This is a genomic window from Variibacter gotjawalensis, from assembly GCF_002355335.1.
GTDB lineage: Bacteria > Pseudomonadota > Alphaproteobacteria > Rhizobiales > Xanthobacteraceae > Variibacter > Variibacter gotjawalensis.
The window spans coordinates 2,527,818-2,547,989 of sequence record NZ_AP014946.1 but is presented as its reverse complement, the minus strand read 5'-3'; the positions used below and the strand labels follow the sequence as shown (position 1 = coordinate 2,547,989).

The window sequence follows — 20,172 nt, the reverse complement described above, 5'->3', positions numbered from 1 at the left end:
TCTGATCGCGCTGGAACAGTCTGCATTGGCCGCAGCCGCCGTCATCCTCGATGTCGCGCGCTCGCGGAGCGAGCCGCGACAGTCGGAGATCCTTACCCCCGATCCTCTCGAGGGCTCAGTGAATATGGATTCCGGGCTCGCGGCTGGCAGCGCTTCGCGCCAGCGCGCCCCGGAATGACCAGCCTCATTCTCTACCGACGACACACTCAATCTGCCCGTGCGGCTCGTCGGTGGGCAAGAACACGGCGTTCTCGTTGGTGAGGCCGAAAGCTTCGAGATTCATCAGCAGATAGTGCTTGTTCGGCGCCGCAAGGCTCACCGTCTCGATCTCGGGCACAGCAGCGAGCGCCGCCATCGCCATGCGATAGAGGCTGTCCTGCACGCTCTCGCTATAGGTCGTCGCAAAGACCTGCATCATCGTGTCGATGATCGCCGTGTTCGTATTCTCGTAGCTCGCCGGCACGGCTTTCCATTGCCACCGCGCTTCAAGCGATGTCGCCGCAATTCGGTCGCGCGTCTCGCGGATCGTCGTATATGGGTCCATCAGGTACTTGTCCCAGCCGGATCGCGTCGTCTTCATGAAAGTGAAGCCCGACACACCGGACGATATTTCCGGCAGCTTTCCACGCTCAGCGGCAAGCTCGACAATCGGGTTGCCGTTGTTGTCGAGAACAAAGCTGTGGTCGTGCGGATGGCCGTCGATCTCCAGCCGTTTCCACTTCGTCTCGCGCGCCTTCAGCGTGACGCCGTCCACTTGCTCGTAGCGCTCGAAGAAGCGCTGCGCGACCGCGGCGCAGAAATCCTCCGCGCCGAGCGCGAGGTTCTCGCGTGCGACGATGTTGACGAGATTCTTCATCGTGTCGGTCGAGATCGCGAGCGCGTTGTCCTTGTCGGTGAACACCTGCGAGAACTTTCCGGTCAACATCACGTTGATGCTCAGTTCGCGCGGCTCCTGCACGGCGCCAACCTTGTTGATGCGCATGACGCGAACACGGCCTTTGCCGTAGGTGCTGCTGATCAGGGTCATCGGATACTCACGCGTGTTCGGCGGTTGCGGCGGCGCTCGCCGCTTCGGCCTTCGCCTGTTCGCTGCTTTTGAGGCCATTGAAGAACAGGTTCAGCACTACGGCAACGATGGCGCAGAGAAGAATGCCGGACTCGAGCAGCGGATGCAGATCGTGCGGCAGATTCTTGAAGAAGGTCGGCGACACCAGCGGGATCATGCCGAAGCCAATCGAGATGGCAACGACGAAGAGATTGTTGGAATTCTTGTAGTCGACCGAGGCCAAGATGCGCGCGCCAGTCGCCGCGACCATGCCGAACATCACGAGCCCTGCCCCGCCGAGCACGACTTGAGGGACAGCCTCAACGAGCGCGGCCATCTTCGGCAGCAGACCGAGCACGATGAGGATCACGCCGCCGACAACCGTCACCCAGCGCGAGCGCACGCCGGTGACGCCGACGAGGCCGACATTCTGCGAAAAGGACGTGTACGGGAAGGTGTTGAAGAGCCCGCCGATCAGCGTGCCGACGCCGTCCGCACGCAGGCCGCGCGTGAGGTCGTCCTGCTCGACTTTCTTGCCGGTGATCTCACCGAGCGCGAGAAACATTCCGAGCGACTCGATCATCACGACGATCATCACGATGCACATCGTGACGATCGGAACGAGGTGGAATGTCGGCCGCCCGAAGTGAAACGGCAGGACGACGTCAAACCATGCCGCCTTGCCGACTTTGTCGAAATGCATGAGGCCGAGGAAGCCCGCGAGGAGGCAGCCGGCGACGATGCCGAGCAGAACCGCGACGTTGCGCACGAAGCCGTCTGCCCATTTGAGCAGCGCGAGGATCACGACCAGCACGAAACCGGCGAGCGCCAACCCTTGCAGCTGCGCATAGGCCGGATTTGGGAACGCGCCCAGCACCCCATCGACGACCTTCGTTATCGTCGGCTGGCCGCCGCCCGCCCAGTTGATGCCGACCCGCATCAGAGAGACGCCAATGATCAGGATAATCGTGCCGGTCACAACGGGCGGGAACAGCGGCAGCAGGCGGCTGATGAAGGGCGCGACGATGATGCCGAAGATGCCGGCCGCGATGACGGAGCCGAAGATGCCGAGCAAGCCAACCTCGGGTGCGGCCGCCATCGAGAGCATTGGCCCGAGCGATGCGAAAGTTACGCCCATCATCACGGGAAGCCGGATGCCGGTGCCCGGAATACCGTAAGCTTGGATCAAGGTCGCGATGCCGCAGGCGAAGAGATCGGCGCTGATGAGAAAAGCGACATCCTCCGGCGAAAGCTTGAGCGCCCGGCCGACGATGAGCGGGACCGCGACGGCGCCCGCATACATGACCAGTACGTGCTGGATCGCGAGAGGGATCAGCCGCGGCAGTGGCAGCTTCTCGTCCACCGCATGCGTCGGGGAGATCGTGGTCGGCGACATCGGGCCCTCAACACAATCGAGAAAGCTCACGGCAACGCAACGATTGTGCCATCGGGCTCGCCTGCTGCGAAGCCCTCCGGCGAGTTTATCCGGATTGCCGGATCGCCAGCAGCGAGCGAGGCATGCGCTCCGTGATGACGGCGGCGTAAGCGCCCGCGACCTTCATGCGGTAGACCTTGCAGAGAAACTGCTCGGTTCTCTCAAGACCGAGTTCCAGCGCTTCGGCCTCGTTCTGTTCGATATAGAAGCCGACTGGCTCACGTTCCGGCGGCCTCGGCAGCATGCGGGCGATGCGGCCGATGCCCAACGCCGACTCGATCAGATGCCGGCGCAGGTCATTCCCAAAGGCGTCGATATTCACGTAGCTGTCGGCGTGCATGTAGGTCCGGCCGCTGAGCGCATCGGCCTGCGCGACCTGCCGGCGCCAGATCGTCGTCACGGGCGTCGGTGCGAACCGCTCGGCGATGCGCGCGTCGACCGGAACCTCGCCGTTCCGCAGCACCTTGATCACAAGAGGCCGGCCCAGCAGCGCTTCCAGCTGCGGCGTGAAGGTACCGTCGGAGACGAGCAGCATTCGCTCGATCCCGGTCAGCCCCTTGGTCTGAACATGGTATCCGGAGATCGGAGCCAGATCGGCAAATGCCGGCTGAGCGTCGTTCGGCTGATGGCTGCTTGGCATAATCACCTGCGGCACCCGCGGGTGCCAAAATGCTTAAAGACTGAAAAACTGCCCTATCTCACGTTCTGGGCGGGCTGACCATGGGCCGTGGCGGTTGCAACAGGCCTTGATCCCGCCACCCATTTCGGAGAGATTGCGCCCGCGCCGGACACCCCTGCCTGGCAGCGCAACCGACGAAGAGCTACCGATGGCCGAGAAGAAGCTGAACTGGTCCAACGTCATCACGGTTACGTCCGCGATGATCCTGATCGGCTCGATTGTTTTCGGCGCTGCTTTCGCGGGCGGCTGGGCCGCTGCGATTCTCTTGGAACTCGGTGGCTACTGGACGCACATTCTGCAGGGCGCGTTCTGCGTCATCGGCGTTTTCGCGATGATCGGCTTCCTGCGTGGCGCCGAGCGCGCCGAGCCGTTTTACACGCGCGACTAGCGCCATTGAGCGGTCGCATTTCCGGACGCTGAACCGGAATCCACTTCAGCCGGAAATGCTTTCGACTGTCATAAATCTCGGCGCCGAATCGGCTTCGCGCGGCGCCTGAAGAGACCGCTAACAACCTCAGAATCCTCCAGCAGAATTTTCTGCCGCAAGAGCGTAAAAAACGCTTGCATCCAGGGTCTAAAAACACTAGATCGCGTTTGCCCAATTTCGCACGTGCCTGTAGCCGTGTGTCGATCGGTAGGTAGCGGGACAAGAGGCCCGCCAGCCGCCTGGGAGGGGGATCTACCCCGACCAATTTCTGATCGGCAGCCGGAGGCGAAACCGGCGTACCCCGCGCTCAACGGGGGACGTGGCTTAAGCAACGACGGAGCGGGCTTTTTTGGTCTCGTTGGCCAATCCACAGGTCAACACCGAAGAGGCTTGTCCATCTTTGCCCCAGGTGCGGTTCGGCTATCCGATCCAATCCAAGGCAGCATCGTCGAGGTGATAAGGTCCTCGCTCGTCCGTGTCTCCACCGCACGCGAGCGCAGCGTCTTCTCTCCCTCGCTGACGCCGGGTGATCCGCGCTCATCGCGTTTCACCTGAACTTCAACCAAGCCGGTAGCACCCGGCTGCTTGGAACCTTGTGAAGGAGAGCGCCGATGACCCAGCGCATCCACGACTTCCTGCTTCGCCGTCGCGAAGAAGGCCGCGATACCGAGCCCTGCCTCGTCGTCGATCTCGACGTCGTGCGCGAGAACTATCAGACGTTCGCCAAGACGCTGCCGGACACCCGGGTGTTTTACGCCGTGAAGGCGAACCCGGCGCCGGAAGTCCTGCGCCTGCTCGCATCGCTCGGCTCGTGCTTCGACACGGCAACCGTGCAGGAAGCCGAAATGGCGCTCGCAGCCGGCGCAACGCCGGATCGCGTCTCCTTCGGCAACACGATCAAGAAAGAGCGTGATATCGCGCGCGCCTACGCGCTCGGCATCCGCCTGTTCGCGGTCGACTGCAAGGAAGAGGTCGAGAAGATCGCCCGCGCCGCCCCCGGCGCGAAGGTCTTCGCGCGCATCCTGTACGACTGCGCCGGCGCCGAATGGCCGCTGTCGCGCAAGTTCGGCTGCGCGCCGGAAATGGCCGTCGAAGTGCTCGACCATGCCCAGCGTCTGGGCCTGGAAGCCTACGGCGTGTCGTTCCATGTCGGCTCGCAGCAGCGCAACGTGAAGGCATGGGACCGTGCGCTTGCTTCGGCGGCGGCGATCTTCCGTGACTGCGCGGAGCGCGGCATCTCGCTCAAGATGGTCAACATGGGCGGCGGCTTCCCGACGAAGTATCTGAAGGATGTCCCGACCGTCCGTTCGTACGGCATGGCGATCTTCCGCGCGCTGCGGAAGCACTTCGGCAACCGTATTCCGGAGACCATCATCGAGCCGGGCCGCGGCATGGTCGGCAACGCAGGCATCATCGAGACCGAGGTCGTCCTCATCTCGAAGAAGAGCCAGAAGGAAGGCGAGCTGCGTTGGGTCTATCTCGACATCGGCAAGTTCGGCGGTCTCGCCGAGACGATGGACGAGTCGATCCGCTACCAGATCCGCAGCCCACGTGACGGCGCGGACGTCGAGCCGGTCGTGCTTGCGGGCCCGACCTGCGATTCGGCGGACGTGATGTACGAGAAGTCGCCGTACCCGCTCCCGGTCAGCCTCGAGATCGGCGACAAGCTGCTGATCGACGGCACGGGTGCCTACACGTCGACCTACTCGTCGGTCGCCTTCAACGGCCTGCCGCCGCTGAAGACGTATCATATCTGACGCTTAGGAGAGCCGGGACGACCGGCTCTCCCCCTCCCCGACAAATCTTTTGAACCGGCGGTCGCGCTCGCGCGACTGACGGACATGCGCGCGCGGTGACCCGTGGCGCGTAAGGGCCGCCCGGGCAAGGCGGTGGGAAGGACAAGACCAATGATCACGATCCGCCTTGAGCGTTCGACCGATATCGCAGCCCGCGAGGACCTCCTCGACATGGCCTACGGCGATGTGCGTTTCACCAAGCCGTCCGCGCGTCTGCGCGAAGGTTTTCTGCCGGCTCAGGGCCTGGCGCTCGTCGCAGTCGAGCGCGGCCGCGTGGTCGGCACCGTTCGCCTGTGGAACGTCACGGACGATACCGGCCGCCCTCTCCTTCTCCTCGGCCCGCTCGCCGTTGCCTGCGACATGCAGTGCCGCGGCGTCGGCGGCAAGCTGATGCGCCGCGTGCTGCGTGAAGCCCGCCGGCTCGGCCATCGCGCCGTGCTGCTGGTCGGCGATCCGGCCTACTACGCGAAATTCGGTTTCACGGCGGCGAAGACCGGCGCGCTGCGCATGCCGGGTCCGTTCGTGCAGGAGCGCCTGCTCGGGCTCGAACTGCTCGCCGGCACTCTCAACGGCGCGGCCGGATTGTTCCGCGCCACCGGCGACAAGATCCCGGCCGACCTGCCGGACTTCATCGTCGCGCCGGCTTACACGCGCCGCTTGGCGGCGTGAGCCCAGTCTTCCACAAAGAAGATGAAACTCCGCTCACCCCCGCGAAAGCGGGGGTCCAGCAAGCGTGCGAAGCACGCTGAAATAAACCGTCCGGCTGCATTCTCGACACGCCCTTCCGGGCGCGTGCTGGATACCCGCTTTCGCGGGTATGAGCGGAGGCTGGGGCGTCGTCATCCAACCGACACAACAAGCGTGCATTCGCCCTTCCATCACCGGGGTGTTGTCTCTACAACGCCGTCATCCCTTTCGCGCCGCCGATGCGGCATTTGCTCTCGCGATGAGAGCCGCACATCCAGACAGGAGAATTTCGACAATGGCTGAGTGGCCCAATCACGGCACCATTACGGGTCCGATCGTGATGATCGGTTTCGGTTCGATCGGACGCGGCACGCTGCCGCTCATCGAGCGCCACTTCACGTTCGACAAATCGCGCTTCGTCGTCATCGATCCGGTGGATGACGATCGCAAGCTGCTCGACGAACGCGGCATCAAATACATCCAGACCGCCGTGACGAAGAAGAATTACAAGCAGCTGCTGACCCCGCTCCTCACCGAAGGCGGCGGCCAAGGCTTCTGCGTCAACCTCTCGGTCGACACCGGCTCGCTCGACATCATGGAGCTGTGTTCGAAGCTCGGCGCGCTCTACATCGACACCGTGAACGAGCCGTGGACCGGCTTTTACTTCGACACCAAAAAGGGCCCGGAAGAGCGATCCAACTACGCGCTGCGCGAGATGACGCTCGAGGCCAAGCGCAAGCGCAAGCCCGGCTCGACGACGGCGGTCTCCTGCTGCGGCGCTAACCCCGGCATGGTGTCATGGTTCGTCAAGCGCGCCCTCCTCTCGCTCGCGAGCGATCTCGGTTTGAAATTCAAGGAGCCGACCAATCGCGAAGAATGGGCCGCGCTGATGAAGAAGGCCGGCGTCAAGGGCATCCACATCGCGGAGCGCGACACGCAGCGCTCGCGTTTGCCAAAGCCGAAGGACGTGTTCGTCAACACATGGTCGGTCGAAGGTTTCCTGTCGGAAGGCATGCAGCCGGCCGAACTCGGCTGGGGCACGCACGAGAAGTGGAAGCCGAAGAACGCGCGCGGCCACAAGAAGGGCTGCGGCGCGGCGATCTTCCTGCTGCAGCCGGGCGCCAACACGCGCGTGCGTTCATGGACGCCGACCGCGGAAGCTCAGTACGGCTATCTTGTGACGCACAACGAGGCGATCTCGATCTCGGACTACTTCACGGTGCGCCAGAAGAGCAAGGTGACGTATCGCCCGACCTGCCATTACGCCTACCACCCGTGCAACGACGCGGTGCTGTCACTGCATGAAGTGTTCGGCAAGGCCGGCAAGATCCAGGACGACTACGTCATCCTCGACGAGCACGAGATCGTCGACGGCATCGACGAGCTCGGCGTGCTGCTCTACGGCCACAAGCTCAACGCTTACTGGTACGGCTCGCAGCTTTCGATCGAAGAGACGCGTCGCATCGCGCCGTATCAGAACGCGACCGGCCTGCAGGTCACGTCCGCCGTGCTCGCCGGCATGGTGTGGGCGCTGGAGAATCCGAAGGAAGGCATCGTCGAAGCCGACGAGATGGATTTCCGCCGCTGCCTCGAAGTGCAGATGCCGTATCTCGGCCCGGTGATCGGCGCCTATACGGAATGGAACCCGCTGGTCGATCGCCCGGGCTTCTTCCCGGAGGAGATCGATAAACGCGATCCCTGGCAGTTCAAGAACGTGCTGGTGCAAGGCTAGCAGGAACTAGACGACAAAAGCCCGGAGTTTGCTCCGGGCTTTTTCTTTAGTCCGTCGTGCGGACCTGCCAGGTCATGTGGCGCACGCCCGGTTGCTGCGCGATCGCGCCGACTACGGCGTCGAGTTCGCGCGCCTCGACTGATGAGCTGACCAATGTGGCGACAACCTCGACCAGATCGTCTGTGCGGTCGATGACGGAAACATCGCGCACCGGATAGTTCGCGGCTTCGAGCTTTTCGATGAGGAGATCCCGCACCGGCGGCATCGCAACGACATCGATCGTCATGCGCATCTCGTAGGTCGCTTCGGACGAATGCTCGTCAAACGGAATGCGGTTGATCGCATTGACGAGCGGCCGCAGCATCGTATTTCCGGCCAGCACAAACACGGTCAGCAAGATCGCCTGCGCGATGAGATCGGCGCCCGCGCAGGCACCGACGGCGGCCGAGCACCACAGTGTCGCCGCCGTGTTGAGGCCGCGGATATTGAGGCCCTCCTTCATGATCACGCCGGCGCCGAGAAAGCCGATGCCTGACACGACATACGCGATCACGCGCACCGCCCCGCCCGCGCCGTCGAGATGCATCGCAAGATCGACGAACGCAGCAGCGCCAACGGCGACCAACACGTTGGTGCGCAGACCCGCGGTGCGCTGCCGATACTGCCGTTCCGCGCCGATCAGCGTTCCGAGCACGAAGGCCACGAACAAGCTGACGGCGGTGTCAAAAAAATCGTAGAGCTGAAAGGTTTGGAGCAGGCGCATCAGTCGTCTCGTCGCTAAATCATCACAATGCCGGCGCTGCCCTCTTCGGTCGCGAAGGCGAAGCGGTCGCCGCGTGAACTCCAACCAAGCGCCGCAATCGGCTGATCGTCGCCCGCGCGCACGAGAATTTCCGCGCCGTCCTTGATGCGCAGCATCAGCACCAAGCCATCGGCGTAACCCGCAAGAATGACCGACTGCTTCGGATGCGCCGCTACGGTCGTCACGCGCGCCTTGTGCGGCGCCATCATCGCGGGCGCTTTGCCCATCGGTCCGTCCTTGCCCTGGAATGGCCAGATGATGAGCTGGTCGGCACCCGACGTCGCAAGGTCGCCGTCGGCCGTCCACGACAGCGAGCGCACCTTGCCGGCGTAACCGGACATGCGCATGTGCTTGTTGTCGGCGAGACGCCAGCCGTGCAGCATCGCGTCCTGCATCGTCGTTATGAGAAACTTTCCGTCGTCGCTGAAGACGACGCCGAGGTGCGATCCCTTCCAGTGGAGGAATTCCGGCGCGGCGGCCGTGTTCGGGAACCACATCGCGACGCCGTTGTATTGCGTCAGCGCGAGGCGATAGCCTTTTGGCGCGAAGGCGATGCCGCCGATGCTTGAGGCAAGTTCGACGCACTTCTCCGCGCCCTTCGCTTCGCGCGCGGTCGCGCTCTTGCCGACCGACCACGCGGTGGCGCCGTTCGGTGCGATGGCGACTTGATCTATCCAGCGCTTTTTCGCGTCGGTCGCAATTGTCTGCGGCTCGCGGTCCGCGCCGGTGAGAACGACTTTGCCGTCGTCGCCGCCCGTGATGATCTGCGTGCCATTGCTGGCCGACGACATGATGCCGCCGTCATGCGCTTTCACGCGCGCCTCGCTTCCGGCCGCCGCGACGAACATGAGTTCGTCTTCGCCGAGCACAAACACGGCCGTATCCTTGAGGAAGTGAACGGCCGTGACGGGCGCGCCGACATTCACGGGCGCGACGCGGTCGGTGATCGAGGCATTCGGAGCGGTATTCATTCTTCTCAACCGGAATAGCAAAAAGGCCCCGCGTTGTAGCGCGGGGCCTTCGGTATTCGCAAATCGGCTCGTTTACGCAGCAGCCTGCTTCTGCTTCACGGGCGCGAAGCGGCGGTAGAAGCGATCGTCGGTCTTCGCCATTTCGAGGAGCAGCTTCGACGGTGCGAAACGCGGGCCGTATTTCTCGGCCAGCTTCTCGCAGAGCGCGACAAACTTCTTCGTGCCCATCAGGTCGATGTAGGACAGCGTGCCACCCGACCACGGCGCGTAACCGAAGCCGAGGATCGAGCCGATATCACCTTCGCGGACGTCGGTGAGCACCTTCTCCTCGAAGCAGCGCGCCGTCTCCAGCGCCTGGATCACGAGAAGGCGATGCTTCTGTTCCTCCACGAAGTCGGGACCCAGTGCATCGAGTTCGTCAGCCGATAGCGTCTTCTTCTGCAGCTCCGAGATGCCCGGCCACAGCTTCTTCGGTCCCTTTTCGGGATAGTCGTAGAAGCCCTTGCCGTTCTTGCGCCCGAAGCGACCACGCTTCTCCACCATGTCGGTGAGGAGCAGCTTCTCGTCCGCGTCGACCGCGTTGGCGCCGCCGTCGGCTTCGGTCGCCTTGAGGATCTTCAGCGAGAGATCGATGGCGACTTCATCGTTGAGTGCGAGCGGGCCGACCGGCATGCCAGCCATCTTGCCGACATTCTCGATCATCGCGGCCGGGATGCCATCCGCCAGCATGCGGTGGCCTTCGCCGATATAAGTTCCGACAACACGCGAGGTGTAGAAGCCGCGCGAGTCGTTGACGACGATCGGCGTCTTCTTGATCGCGCGCACGTAATCGAGCGCGACCGCGAGCGCCTCGTCGGACGTCTTCTCACCCATGATGATCTCGACGAGCATCATCTTGTCGACCGGCGAGAAGAAGTGAATGCCGATAAAGTTCTCGGGCTTCTTGTAGTCCTTCGCCAGCGAGGTGATCGGCAGCGTTGAGGTGTTCGAGCCGAAGATCAGGTTGTCGGGCAGCACTGCGCCGGCTTTGGCGTAGGCTTCCTGCTTGACCTTGCGGTCTTCAAACACGGCCTCGATGACGAGGTCGCAGCCCTTGAGCGCATCGTAGTCCGGCGTCGCCGTGATCTTGCCGAGCAGTGCCGCCTTCTGCGCTTCGCTCGCGCGGCCCTTGGCGATCTGCCCCGACACGATCTTGTCGGTGTAGGCCTTGCCTTTGTCGGCGCTCGCCTGATCGCGATCGATGAGCACGACGTCGAGGCCACCGGCCGCCGACGAGTAAGCAATGCCCGCGCCCATCAGGCCCGCGCCGATGATGCCGACCTTGGCGATCTTCTTCGGCGGGATGTTTTCGGGACGGCGTGCGCCCTTGTTGAGCTCCTGCAGGGAGACGAACAGGCTGCGGATCATATTCGCGGCCTGCGGGCTCGAAATGATCTTCGTAAAGTAGCGCGCCTCGATCTTCAGGCCGAGATCCATCGGAACCTGAATGCCTTCGAACACGCACTGCAGGATCGCCTTGGCGGCCGGATAGTTGTCGTAAGTTTCGCGGCGATAGATCGCGTTGGCAGGCGGGAACGTCATCATGCCGCCCTTCGAGTAAACCGCCCCGCCGGGCAACTTGAAGCCCTTCTCGTCCCACGGCTTCACGGCTTTGCCGCCGGCCTTGATCCACTCCTTGGCGGCCTTGATGAGATCGGCGGCCGGAACGACGGCGTCGATGAGCTTCAGCGCCTTCGCCTTGTCGGCCTTGAGGTGATCCCCCTTGAGCAGGAACTGCAGAGCATCCTGCGGCGGGATCATGCGGGCGACGCGTTGCGTGCCGCCGGCGCCCGGGAACAAACCGACCTTCACTTCCGGCAGACCGACGCGGAGCTTCGGATTGTCGGAGGCAACGCGATAGTGACAGGCGAGAGCGAGTTCGAACCCACCGCCCATCGCAAGACCATTGAGCGCGGCGACCCAAGGCTTCCCGCTCGTCTCAAGCTTACGGTAGATGCCATTGAGGCGCTGGCTCCACTCGAAGATCGCTTCGGTGGCGGCCTGCGGGCCCTTCTCCTTGCCGATCTTCATGGCGTTAGCGCCGAGCGTCTCCAGCATGGTGAGATCGGCGCCGGCCGAGAAGGCTTCCTTCGCCGAGGTGACGACCGCGCCCTTGATGTTCGTGTCGGCAGCAACCTGATCGACGATCGCGGCGAGCTCCTGCATCACCTTCTCGTCGATGACGTTCATCGAACGGCCCGGCATGTCCCAGGTGATCAGCGCAATGCCGTCGGCATCGGTCTCAACTTTGAAGTTCGTGTAATTCGTCATGTGATCAAACTCCAAAAATTAAACGCGCTCGATGATGGTGGCGGTGCCCATACCGCCGCCGATGCAGAGCGTGACAAGCGCAGTCTGCTTGCCGCGACGCTCCAACTCGTCGAGCACGGTGCCGAGGATCATCGCGCCGGTTGCGCCGAGCGGATGACCCATTGCGATCGCGCCGCCGCAGACGTTGATCTTGTCGTGCGGGATGTTGAAGGCCTGCATGTAACGAAGGACCACCGACGCGAAAGCTTCGTTGAGTTCGAACAGATCGATGTCTTCGATCTTCATGCCGGCGCGCTTGAGCACCTTCTTCGTCACGTCGATCGGGCCGGTGAGCATCATCGCGGGCTCGGCGCCGATATTGGCGAAAGCCTTGATGCGAGCGCGCGGCTTGACGTTGATCTTCTTGCCGGCTTCGGCGTTGCCGATCAGCACGGCAGCGGCACCATCGACGATGCCCGACGAGTTGCCGGCGTGGTGCACGTTTTTGATCGCTTCGACTTCCGGGTGCGCCTGAATGGCAACCGCGTTGAAGCCGCCCATTTCGCCGACCATGCCGAACGACGGGTTGAGCTGAGCGAGCGACTGCATCGTCGTCGACGGGCGCATATGCTCGTCGTGATCGAGGATCGTGAGGCCGTTCTGGTCTTTCACGGGAATGACCGAATTCTTGAAGCGGCCTTCCTTCCACGACGTCGCGGCGCGCTTCTGGCTCTCGACCGCATACGCATCGACATCGTCGCGCGAGAAGCCGTAGCGCGTCGCGATGAGATCGGCGGACACGCCCTGCGGCATGAAATACGACTTGATGGCGATGCCCGGATCCATCATCCAGGCGCCGCCCGAAGCGCCCATGCCGACGCGGCTCATCGACTCGACGCCGCCGCCGATGGTGAGGTCGTGCTGCCCGGACATCACTTCAGCGGCCGCAAAGTTCACGGCATCGAGACCCGATGCGCAGAAGCGCTGGATCTGCACGCCGGGCACTTCGTCGCCGTAGTCGGCGTTGATCGCCGCGAAGCGCGCGATATCGCTGCCGGCCTCGCCGACCGGATCGACAACGCCGAGCACAACGTCATCGACGAGCTTGGTGTCGAACTTGTTGCGATCGCGGATCGCTTCCAGCGTCTGCGTCGAGAGTTCGAGCGCGCTGACTTCATGCAGCGAGCCGTCAGCTTTGCCTTTGCCGCGCGGCGTGCGCACGTGGTCGTAGATAAATGCGTCTGTCATCGTTTCTCTCCGGGCAAACGTAGAATTTTAGAGGCTCCGCGCGATCACGACTTTCATGATCTCGTTGGTGCCGGCGTAAATGCGTTGAACGCGCGCGTCGCGATACATGCGCGAGATCGGGTACTCGTCCATGAAGCCGTAGCCACCGAACAGTTGTAGGCAGCGATCGATGATCTTATTCTGCAGATCGGTGGTCCAATACTTCGCCATTGAGGCCGTCACAGTATCGAGCTCCCCCTTGAGGTGACGCTCGACGCAGTTGTCGTGGAACACGCGCGCGATCGTCGCCTCGGTCTTGCATTCGGCGAGTTCGAACTGCGTGTTCTGGAACTCGGCGATGTGTTTTCCGAAGGCCTTGCGCTCCTTCACATAGGCAATGGTCATCGCCAATGCACGTTCCATCGCGGCCACAGCGCCGGTGGTGACGATCAGGCGTTCCTGCGGCAGATCGCTCATGAGTTGGATGAAGCCCATGCCTTCCTCGGTGCCGAGCAGACTTTCGGCCGGAAGCTTCACGTCGTCAAAGAACAATTCGGAAGTATCTGCCCAATCGAGGCCCATCTTCTTGAGCTTGCGGCCGCGGCGGAAGCCCTGCGCGTCGTCGGTCTCGACGACCATCAGCGAGATGCCCTTGTGACCCGCATTCGGGTCGGTTTTGGCAACGACGATGATGAGGTTGGCGAGCTGTCCGTTGGTGATGAATGTCTTCGAGCCGTTGAGGATGTAGCCGTTGCCGGACTTTTTCGCGCTCGATTTCACGTTCTGCAGATCGGAGCCGGTGCCCGGCTCGCTCATCGCGATGGCGCCGACCATCTCGCCGGTCGCGAGCTTCGGCAGCCAGCGCTTCTTCTGCTCTTCGGTGCCGTAACGCAGGATGTACGGCGCGACGATGCCGGAATGCAGTCCAGCGCCGAGCGAGTCCAGACCCGCGAGGCCGAAGGTGCGGTTGATCACCGTCTCGTGCGCGAACGTGCCGCCTGCTCCGCCGTATTCTTCAGGAATGCCTGCGAGCAGCAGTCCGGCCTCGCCGAGCTTGTTCCAGGCCGAGCGGTCCATGATGCCGTCTTCGGTCCACTTCTCGACGTGCGGCACCATCTGGGTATCGACGAAGCGCTTCGCCTGCTCCTCGAGCATCACGAGGTCTTCGCTCATCCATGTCGGCTTGGCGACGCTGAGAACTTCCATGCGCTTCGCTTCCCTGTAGCTTTTTCGTAAGCGAGGCGCTTCGCCTCGCTTACGTTTTGTAACTCAGAAGGCTTCGGCCGGCAGCGCCATCACGGTGTCGGCGCCGGTCGTGATGCGCGCGAGATGCGCACCGGTCTCGGGAAGCATACGCTCCATGAAGAACTTGCCGGTGACAAGCTTTGCGTTGAGACGATCCGACGCCCCGTTGGCGCCGTTCGCCAGCTTCTTCTGCGCGGCCTTCGCCATCTGCGCCCACATGTAGGCCATCGCGACGAGGCCGAACAGATGCATGTAATCGTTCGAACCGGCACCAGCGTTGTCGGGCTTTGCCATCGCATTCTGCATGAACCACATCGTGGCCTGCTGGAGATGACCGAGCGAAGCCTTGAGCGGGGCGATATACGGCTTCATCGCCTCGTCTTCGGCGTTCTCCTTGATGAACGCGCCGACGTCATTGAAGAACGTCATCACGGCACGGCCGCCATTCTGGCCAAGCTTGCGGCCGACAAGGTCGAGCGCCTGAATGCCGTTGGCACCTTCGTAGATCATCGCGATGCGGCTATCGCGAACGAACTGCTCCATGCCGTGCTCGGCGATATAACCGTGTCCGCCGAACATCTGCTGCGCCGCCACCGTATTGGCGAAGCCCGTGTCGGTGAGGACGCCTTTGAGCACCGGCATCATGAGGTTCATGTGATCTTCGGCAGCTTGCTTTTCCTTCTCGTCGTTGCCCTTGCGCGCAACGTCGGCACGTAGCGCCGACCAGATCACGAAGGCACGCGCTGCCTCGTTGAAGGCCCGGATCGAAAGCAACGTTCGGCGCACGTCCGGATGCACGATGATCGGATCGGCCGGCTTGTCCGGATTTTTGACGCCCGAGATCGAGCGGCCCTGCAGGCGCTCCTTCGCGTAGGTCACGGCGTTCTGATACGCGACTTCCGACAGCGCGAGGCCCTGGACCGACACGCCGAGACGCGCTTCGTTCATCATCACGAACATCGCCGGGAGACCCTTGTTCTCCTCGCCGATCAGCCAGCCGGTCGCGTCATCGTAGTTCATGACGCAGGTCGAGTTGCCGTGGATGCCCATCTTCTCTTCGATCGAACCGCAGGTCACGCCGTTGTGCTCGCCGACCGAGCCATCTGCCTTCGGTAGGAATTTCGGCACGACGAAGAGCGAGATGCCCTTCACGCCCGCCGGCGCGCCTTCGATGCGCGCGAGGACGAGGTGGATGATGTTGTCGGCAAGGTCGTGCTCGCCGGCCGAGATGAAAATCTTCGTGCCGGAAATCTTGTAGCTGCCATCGGCCTGCTTCACGGCCTTGGTACGCAGAAGGCCAAGGTCAGTGCCGCAGTGCGGCTCCGTTAGATTCATCGTGCCGGTCCACTCACCGGCGATCATCTTCGGGACGTAGGTCTTCTTGATGTCGTCGTTGGCGTGCACCAGCAACGACGCGACAGCGCCTTGCGTCAACCCGCCATACATCGAGAAGGCTTGGTTTGCGGAGACCTGGAACTCGCCGATGATCGTCGAGAGAACCTTCGGCAAGCCTTGGCCGCCAAATTCTTCCGGCATCGAGATGCCGAGCCAGCCGCCCTCGCCTTGCGCCTTGAACGCTTCCTTGAAGCCCTTCGGCGTCGTCACGCTGGCGTCCGCATTGCGCGTGCAGCCTTCCGTATCGCCTACGCGGTTGAGCGGCTGCAATACGTGCTCGGTGAATTTTGCGGACTCGGCGAGGATCGCCTCGATCGTCTCCGGCGTCGCGTCGGCGAAGCCCGGCAAGTTGTTGTAACGCTCGATCTGGAAAACGTCGTTGAGCAGAAAGAGTGCGTCTTCGACTGGGGCCTTATAGGTCGGCATCAATATTCTCCTTCATGCGTCCGCAATGACGCGCGTGTAGCGATTGAAGTTACGAAGAAGCTCCACCCCGCTCGCGCGAGGCCAACATTGTCTCGACCATCTGACGTCCATGTCTCAATTCGGCGAGGACGCGGTCGATTTCCGACTTCTGGTGTTCGAGACGGTCGATACGTTCCGAGAATTTCTTGGCGGTCGCGCGCAGCTGCGTGACTTGGCGGTCGCCGAGATCGTAGAGGTCGAGAAGCTCGGAAATCTCTTCGAGCGTGAAGCCGACCGTCTTGCCCATAACGACATAGCGCAGGCGGGCGCGGTCGCGGCGGCTGTAAAGACGGTCTTGCCCGTTGCGGCGGGGGTTCAACAAACCCTTCTCTTCGTAGAAACGGAGCGTGCGCGCGCTCACAGCAAATTCGTTGGCCAGCTGACGAATGGTGAAGACCTCCGTCGTGACGGGTTCGCGAGATCCTCCAAGGGGGGCGAGATTTTCGAGCGCCAAGCGTCTTCTCCCTATTGTTGGCGGCGCTATAGCAACAGTTGACGTTAACGTAAAGCAAAAAGTTAACTCGGCAGACCCGCTCAGCCTTTTTCCGCCTCGACCCCGGGTTTCTTAACTCGCCGTTTACCGTGTTCCTGAAAAGTTAACGCAGGGGAATCTGCCGCTCCTTCGGCCCCCATTTTGGCGCGTACTCGTCGTCATCTATCGGACGGCGACATCCTGGTGTTGGCATGACCTCGGACGACCTACTCAAGCTGGCGGGCCTGCGCCCTGAAATGCGCGAGGCAGCGCGCGAAGCGGCTCGTCGCCAAGGCGTGTCTATAGACGAATGGCTCAAGGGCCTCGTTCAGTCGGCCGCCGGGCAACCAGCTCAAGAAGCCCCTGCACCGCGCGCGAAACGTCCGCGCCGCGCCCGCAGCGAGACTCGCACCAGCGAAGCTGAAGAAGCGATGCGCGCTATCTCGTCGCGCCTCGAACAGCTCACCGAAAAGATTTCCGACCTTGGGCATGCGCCCTCGCGCTCTGCACACCAAGGCGCATCGTCGAACGACACTTCGCTCGAAGATACACTGCGCGCCATCGAAGATCGCGTCGCAACCTTCGGCCCGAATTCGCCGCCGACCAGCCCGGCCGGATATGCGGCCGCTTCGCGCCGCGACACCTGGCAGTCGCCCGAACCCGCGACGCGCGAGACATACAGCGCTCAGCATCAGCACGACGCTGCGTTTGCCTCCTTCGCGAACGATCTCGATCGACAGATTGCCGAAATCTCGGCACGGCAGCAGTATCTGGACGACGAGCCGGAAAGCGTCGTCTACGCGCCGGCTCCGCTGCAGGATCAATTTGCTGCGCTCTCGCGCCGTCTCGACGACGGACCGCGTGTTGAAGCGCGCGCTCCGTCGCGCGAGCTTCACGATCAGATGTTCGATCTGACGCAAGAGTTGCAGGCGGTCCGCGCATCCGGCGGTTTCGAGAATTCCGTCAACACGTTGCGACGCGAACTTGCAGAAATAAATCAGAAGTTGAACGACGCGGCTCCGCGTCATGCTGTGCAAGCGCTCGAAGCAGAAGTGAGAGGCGTTGCGGCCCGCATCGACGAAGGCCGCACGGCGGGCGGCGACCCGCGCGCCCTAGCGGCCATGGAGGCCGGGCTCGCGCAAGTCTACGAACAGATCCGCAGCCTCGCTCCGGCAGAATCTCTCGCGGCCTTCCGCGGCGAAATCCAAAAGCTCGATCAGAAGATCGAAAACCTCGCGCAGCGCGAGCCTGACACCGCTACGACGAGCGCGGTGCTGCGGCAACTCGAACGCGCCATCATCGATCTCGGTACGATTGCTTCACGCGCAGCCTCTGGCGATGCGCTCGTCGCACTTGCCGAAGAAGTTCAGACCATCAGCGACCGCATGGATCGCATCTTCGCAGAGGTTCAGTCGCGCGAAGGCAATTTCTCGGCGATGATCGAGCGTCGTTTCGAAGACCTCGCGCGCCACCTCGATGGTCGCCAGCAATCTTCTATCGCGACTGCGCAGACGCAGATCAATTCGGTCGTCAACGCGCTTGCGGACAAGCTCGAGCGCGTCGAACTTGGCGGCAGCTCTTCCGCGCTCAACGCGATCGCGGACCAACTCGACCACATCACGCAGCGGCTCGAAAAATCCGACTCGCGCATCAATCAGTTCGGCCATATCGAGCAGTCGTTCACCGACCTCGTCGGCCGCATGGACTCGTTGCACGCCAGCGCTATCTCGGCAGCGCGGGAAGCCGCACTGAGCGCTGCGCCGCATCAGGATATTTCCTCGCTCCGCCAGGATCTCAGCGCGCTGCAGAACCAGCATGTGCAGAGCGAACGCCGCACGCAGGATACGCTCTCGTCGGTGCACGAAACTCTGGCGAAGCTGGTCGATCGTCTCGACGTCACGCGTCCCGGGCCCACGCCGGCAGCGACCTACTCGCATGCACTGTCCTCGCCGCCGCGCGCTCCCGCATTCCAAGCGCCTTCGTTCGAAGCGCCTCCCGCGACCGAAGCAAGCTACGCCGCTCAAGAGACGCAGCCTTCGTTCGGCCGTCCGCCGATCGATCCGACGCTCCCAGCCGACTTTCCGCTCGAGCCCGGCACCACGGGCCGCGGTTCGCTCGATATGCCGCTCGGCTCGTCGTCGGTTCCGCGCGAAGAGCCGGAAGATTCAAAATCGAATTTCATCGCAGCGGCTCGCCGCGCTGCGCAGGCCGCAATGCACGCGACTGAACCTACGGCGACCGGAAACGAAAAGGCATCCACCTTCGGTTCGCTCGCGCGCAAGCTAACGGGCCGCAAGGCGCTGATCCTCGCGGCATTGCTGCTCGCGAGCCTCGGCGCTCTGCATCTCGGCTTCAATCAGTCCGAGCCCGAAATACAGCCGCTGATGGGCCCGAAGAAAGTCACGACCGAAGCGATCAAGCCGGTCGAGACGCGCGCGCCCGAACGCGTTGCTGCTGCAACGCCCGCTCCATCACGCTCGGCGCAACCCGCACCGGTGACGACGGGTTCGATCAATACGCCTGCCGCGCAGACACCTGCGCCTGCAGCAACTGCCCCATCGAACGCGAAACCCGGCGAAATGCCGGCCGTCAGCCCGCTGACGATCGCATCGATCCAGCTTCCGGCTGCAAACGAACTGACGGCTCAAGTCGGCCGCGCCACCGGCCTCACACCGGGCGCTCCGTCCGGCGATCTGCCTGGCTTCCCGCAAGGCCTGCGCTCTGCCGCCCTGACCGGGAATGCCGCCGCCGAATACGAAGTCGGCGTCCGCTTCGCGGAAGGCCGCGGCGTCGCGCAGAGCTACGAGCAAGCTGCGCGCTGGCTCGAACGCGCCGCCAATCGCAATTCGGCGCCGGCGCAGTACCGCCTCGGCAGCCTCTACGAGAAGGGCAACGGCGTTAAGAAGGACCTCGACCAGGCCCGCCGCCTGTACCGCGCGGCAGCCGACGCCGGTAACGGCAAGGCGATGCACAATCTCGCGGTACTTTACGCGGAAGGCATCGACGGGCAGCCGGACTTCCCGCGCGCCGTCGAGTGGTTCCGCAAAGCTGCGATGCACGGCATTCCGGACAGCCAATACAATGTCGCGATCCTTTATGCGCGTGGTCTCGGCACGGAGGCCAACCTCGCTGAATCCTACAAGTGGTTCGCGCTCGCGGCTCAACAAGGTGACGAAGACGCCGGCAAGAAGCGTGACGATGTCGGCGCCCGCCTCGAAGCAACGCAGCTCACCGCTGCGCAGCAGGCCGTCCAGTCATTCCGCCCCGCGCAACAGCCGGAAACTGCCGTTCATGTGGCGCCACCGAACGGCACGTGGGAGGCTTCGGCTCCAGAAGCTCCCGCAAAGCCGAAGCCCGCTTTCGGCCGCAAGCGTGCGCAAACCTGAGGCGGTAAACCCGCCTCCGACTTCACCGTATTTGTTCACTACCCGCGCAATCGGTCGGGCGTATCAGCGGAATTTGCTTGATCGCGCCGCCCGAGGGGCGCAAGGGTAAAATGCGTCGT

Annotated in this window: 15 protein-coding genes; 5 read left to right on the top strand and 10 right to left on the bottom strand. The window is 63.0% G+C overall.

Annotated elements, in window-relative coordinates:
* Positions 1-184: 184 nt before the first annotated feature.
* From pucL to GJW30_RS12330, 3 genes are all read right to left on the bottom strand, one after another.
* Positions 185-1,027 carry a factor-independent urate hydroxylase gene (gene pucL, locus GJW30_RS12340; RefSeq protein ID WP_096355735.1) on the bottom strand — a complete coding sequence of 281 codons (843 nt, stop codon included), beginning with the start codon at positions 1,025-1,027 and terminating at the stop codon, positions 185-187.
* A gap of 7 nt (positions 1,028-1,034) precedes the next feature.
* On the bottom strand, positions 1,035-2,441 hold the full coding sequence (locus tag GJW30_RS12335; protein WP_096355733.1) for a nucleobase:cation symporter-2 family protein: 1,407 nt from the start codon (positions 2,439-2,441) through the stop codon (positions 1,035-1,037).
* Between the two features lie 85 nt (positions 2,442-2,526).
* A complete protein-coding gene (locus tag GJW30_RS12330) occupies positions 2,527-3,135 on the bottom strand; it encodes a chorismate--pyruvate lyase family protein (protein WP_130364436.1) in 609 nt (202 codons plus the stop codon).
* A gap of 172 nt (positions 3,136-3,307) precedes the next feature.
* Here GJW30_RS12330 and GJW30_RS12325 point away from each other — a divergent pair, with 172 nt between their 5' ends.
* From GJW30_RS12325 to GJW30_RS12310, 4 genes are all read left to right on the top strand, one after another.
* Positions 3,308-3,547 carry a hypothetical protein gene (locus tag GJW30_RS12325; protein WP_096358800.1) on the top strand — a complete coding sequence of 80 codons (240 nt, stop codon included), beginning with the start codon at positions 3,308-3,310 and terminating at the stop codon, positions 3,545-3,547.
* Positions 3,548-4,197: 650 nt separating this feature from the next.
* Entirely contained in the window at positions 4,198-5,343 is a 1,146-nt protein-coding gene (locus GJW30_RS12320) for a type III PLP-dependent enzyme (RefSeq protein ID WP_096355729.1), read from the top strand.
* A 150-nt stretch (positions 5,344-5,493) separates the two neighbouring features.
* Entirely contained in the window at positions 5,494-6,051 is a 558-nt protein-coding gene (locus GJW30_RS12315) for a GNAT family N-acetyltransferase (protein ID WP_096355727.1), read from the top strand.
* A 313-nt stretch (positions 6,052-6,364) separates the two neighbouring features.
* Positions 6,365-7,801 (top strand): homospermidine synthase, encoded by a 1,437-nt coding sequence (locus GJW30_RS12310; protein ID WP_096355725.1) that lies wholly within the window; start codon positions 6,365-6,367, stop codon positions 7,799-7,801.
* A 46-nt stretch (positions 7,802-7,847) separates the two neighbouring features.
* Here GJW30_RS12310 and GJW30_RS12305 read toward each other — a convergent pair whose 3' ends face one another.
* The 7 genes from GJW30_RS12305 to GJW30_RS12275 all read right to left on the bottom strand — a co-directional run bounded on the left by GJW30_RS12305 (position 7,848) and on the right by GJW30_RS12275 (position 16,556).
* Positions 7,848-8,564 carry an MgtC/SapB family protein gene (locus GJW30_RS12305; RefSeq protein ID WP_096355723.1) on the bottom strand — a complete coding sequence of 239 codons (717 nt, stop codon included), beginning with the start codon at positions 8,562-8,564 and terminating at the stop codon, positions 7,848-7,850.
* A gap of 14 nt (positions 8,565-8,578) precedes the next feature.
* On the bottom strand, positions 8,579-9,574 hold the full coding sequence (locus GJW30_RS12300; RefSeq protein WP_096355720.1) for a WD40 repeat domain-containing protein: 996 nt from the start codon (positions 9,572-9,574) through the stop codon (positions 8,579-8,581).
* A 72-nt stretch (positions 9,575-9,646) separates the two neighbouring features.
* Positions 9,647-11,884, bottom strand: a complete 2,238-nt coding sequence (locus tag GJW30_RS12295) for a 3-hydroxyacyl-CoA dehydrogenase NAD-binding domain-containing protein (RefSeq protein ID WP_096355718.1) — start codon at positions 11,882-11,884, stop codon at positions 9,647-9,649.
* Positions 11,885-11,902: 18 nt separating this feature from the next.
* The gene (locus GJW30_RS12290) at positions 11,903-13,111 is read right to left on the bottom strand and encodes an acetyl-CoA C-acetyltransferase (RefSeq protein WP_096355716.1); all 1,209 of its coding nucleotides are present in this window, start codon (positions 13,109-13,111) and stop codon (positions 11,903-11,905) included.
* Between the two features lie 27 nt (positions 13,112-13,138).
* Positions 13,139-14,296 (bottom strand): acyl-CoA dehydrogenase family protein, encoded by a 1,158-nt coding sequence (locus GJW30_RS12285; RefSeq protein WP_096355714.1) that lies wholly within the window; start codon positions 14,294-14,296, stop codon positions 13,139-13,141.
* Between the two features lie 63 nt (positions 14,297-14,359).
* Complete coding sequence (locus tag GJW30_RS12280) at positions 14,360-16,156, bottom strand: acyl-CoA dehydrogenase C-terminal domain-containing protein (protein WP_096355712.1); 1,797 nt, start codon at positions 16,154-16,156, stop codon at positions 14,360-14,362.
* A 49-nt stretch (positions 16,157-16,205) separates the two neighbouring features.
* The gene (locus GJW30_RS12275; RefSeq protein ID WP_197703723.1) at positions 16,206-16,556 is read right to left on the bottom strand and encodes a MerR family transcriptional regulator; all 351 of its coding nucleotides are present in this window, start codon (positions 16,554-16,556) and stop codon (positions 16,206-16,208) included.
* A 323-nt stretch (positions 16,557-16,879) separates the two neighbouring features.
* On the opposite strand from GJW30_RS12275, the gene GJW30_RS12270 reads away from it, so the two are divergent.
* Positions 16,880-20,053 carry a tetratricopeptide repeat protein gene (locus GJW30_RS12270; RefSeq protein ID WP_096355708.1) on the top strand — a complete coding sequence of 1,058 codons (3,174 nt, stop codon included), beginning with the start codon at positions 16,880-16,882 and terminating at the stop codon, positions 20,051-20,053.
* Positions 20,054-20,172 lie beyond the last annotated feature (119 nt).

What these genes read in the sequence shown, in the direction of transcription:
- pucL (WP_096355735.1), bottom strand. Translation starts at nt 1,027, where the DNA reads ATGACCCTGATCAGCAGCACCTACGGCAAAGGCCGTGTTCGCGTCATG.
- GJW30_RS12335 (WP_096355733.1), bottom strand. Translation starts at nt 2,441, where the DNA reads ATGTCGCCGACCACGATCTCCCCGACGCATGCGGTGGACGAGAAGCTG.
- GJW30_RS12325 (WP_096358800.1), top strand. Translation starts at nt 3,308, where the DNA reads ATGGCCGAGAAGAAGCTGAACTGGTCCAACGTCATCACGGTTACGTCC.
- GJW30_RS12320 (WP_096355729.1), top strand. Translation starts at nt 4,198, where the DNA reads ATGACCCAGCGCATCCACGACTTCCTGCTTCGCCGTCGCGAAGAAGGC.
- GJW30_RS12315 (WP_096355727.1), top strand. Translation starts at nt 5,494, where the DNA reads ATGATCACGATCCGCCTTGAGCGTTCGACCGATATCGCAGCCCGCGAG.
- GJW30_RS12310 (WP_096355725.1), top strand. Translation starts at nt 6,365, where the DNA reads ATGGCTGAGTGGCCCAATCACGGCACCATTACGGGTCCGATCGTGATG.
- GJW30_RS12305 (WP_096355723.1), bottom strand. Translation starts at nt 8,564, where the DNA reads ATGCGCCTGCTCCAAACCTTTCAGCTCTACGATTTTTTTGACACCGCC.
- GJW30_RS12300 (WP_096355720.1), bottom strand. Translation starts at nt 9,574, where the DNA reads ATGAATACCGCTCCGAATGCCTCGATCACCGACCGCGTCGCGCCCGTG.
- GJW30_RS12295 (WP_096355718.1), bottom strand. Translation starts at nt 11,884, where the DNA reads ATGACGAATTACACGAACTTCAAAGTTGAGACCGATGCCGACGGCATT.
- GJW30_RS12290 (WP_096355716.1), bottom strand. Translation starts at nt 13,111, where the DNA reads ATGACAGACGCATTTATCTACGACCACGTGCGCACGCCGCGCGGCAAA.
- GJW30_RS12285 (WP_096355714.1), bottom strand. Translation starts at nt 14,296, where the DNA reads ATGGAAGTTCTCAGCGTCGCCAAGCCGACATGGATGAGCGAAGACCTC.
- GJW30_RS12280 (WP_096355712.1), bottom strand. Translation starts at nt 16,156, where the DNA reads ATGCCGACCTATAAGGCCCCAGTCGAAGACGCACTCTTTCTGCTCAAC.
- GJW30_RS12270 (WP_096355708.1), top strand. Translation starts at nt 16,880, where the DNA reads ATGACCTCGGACGACCTACTCAAGCTGGCGGGCCTGCGCCCTGAAATG.